Below are 1356 nucleotides of genomic sequence, written 5' to 3' on the forward strand. Positions count from 1 at the left end.
GATGGGGGCAGCGGACATGGGGGGCGACTCTCCTGGTTCAGGAAACGAACGGTGGGGGGTTAAAAGAGCGCTCTCTCGCCGTTGCATGCTTCATCCGTGTGAACCGCGCGTCAAGAGTTGCGACCGGAGTCGCGGAAGTTGTTGCTCCCCTTTCAGTAAGTCATGGGTGTACGGGCGCATTTGACACCCTTTCATTCATCTGACGGCCAGTTCTCCGCCCCGGGACGCGTTCAAGAGGTACGGGCGAGAGAAACGTGGGAGAAACCGGCTGCCCCTTCCGCCGGAGCCCTTGACACTCCTGCGCCTCCGCCTCAACACTCCGTCACGGGAGAGCGCTCTCCCACGGGTCCCCCACAGTTCTCCCATCGACGTGTTCAGGAGGTCTCCATGCCACGGAGATCGCAGATCGTCTCAGGAAGCCTGATCGCCGGCGCCCTACTTCTGACCTCGCTCGGTCTGGGCGGCGTCGCGGCCACCGACGGCACGCCGGCACCGCCCGGCGCCGCGCCGGCGGCGGCCACCGTGCGACACGCGGGCCACACCATGGCGGTGTCGACCGCCGACTCCCCCGAGGACCCGGACGGTGACGGCTACATCCCCGCCGACCCGCCGGTGACCGGCGTCCAGCCGTCCACGCAGGAGCCGCCCCACCGCTACTTCCACGAGTTCCAGGCCAACTGCTCGATGAGCCACACGAAGCCGGACGACCCGATCGTCTATCCGCAGCAGCCGGGCAAGTCCCACGACCACACCTTCATGGGCAACCGGTCGACGGACGCGAACAGCACGACGGCCTCCCTCGACGGGGCCACCACCACCTGCAACGCGCCCGGCGACAGGTCGGGCTACTGGATGCCCACCCTCTTCAAGGGGGACCAGCCGGTGCGGCCCGTCGGCTCGCAGGTCATCTACTACAAGGCGGGCGTCACCGACTACACGAGCGTGCGGCCCTTCCCGAAGGGTCTGCGGTTCCTCGTGGGCAGCCCGACCCAGAGCGCGGCGGAGTTCCGCGCGCACCGCGGCTTCGTCGAGGGCTGGGAGTGCGGCGACAGCTTCTTCAACGTCGAGTTCCCGAAGAACTGCCCCAGCCGCCCGGACGTCCAGCTCAACATCCGTTTCCAGGCGCCCAGTTGCTGGGACGGCAGGTACCTGGACACACCGGATCACAAGAGCCACATGGCGTATCCCGTGGTCAACCCCGGGACGAACAACAACATCTGCCCCGCGAGCCACCCGGTCGCCCTGCCGATGATCGAGTTCAAGATGGCCTTCCCCGTCAACGGTGATCTTTCCCAGGTGAGGCTGGCCAGCGGACCGAGCTGGTCGTTCCACTACGACTTCTTCAACGCCTGGGAC

The 1356-nt window shown here is 66.8% G+C and carries 1 protein-coding gene; it reads left to right on the forward strand.

Annotated features, from left to right (window positions below):
• Nucleotides 1–387 precede the first annotated feature (387 nt).
• A partial coding sequence (locus AOK01_RS30515; protein WP_055517340.1) for a DUF1996 domain-containing protein occupies nucleotides 388–1356 on the forward strand: 969 nt, incomplete at its 3' end.

The organism is Streptomyces aurantiacus (assembly GCF_001418335.1).
Lineage (GTDB): Bacteria > Actinomycetota > Actinomycetes > Streptomycetales > Streptomycetaceae > Streptomyces > Streptomyces aurantiacus.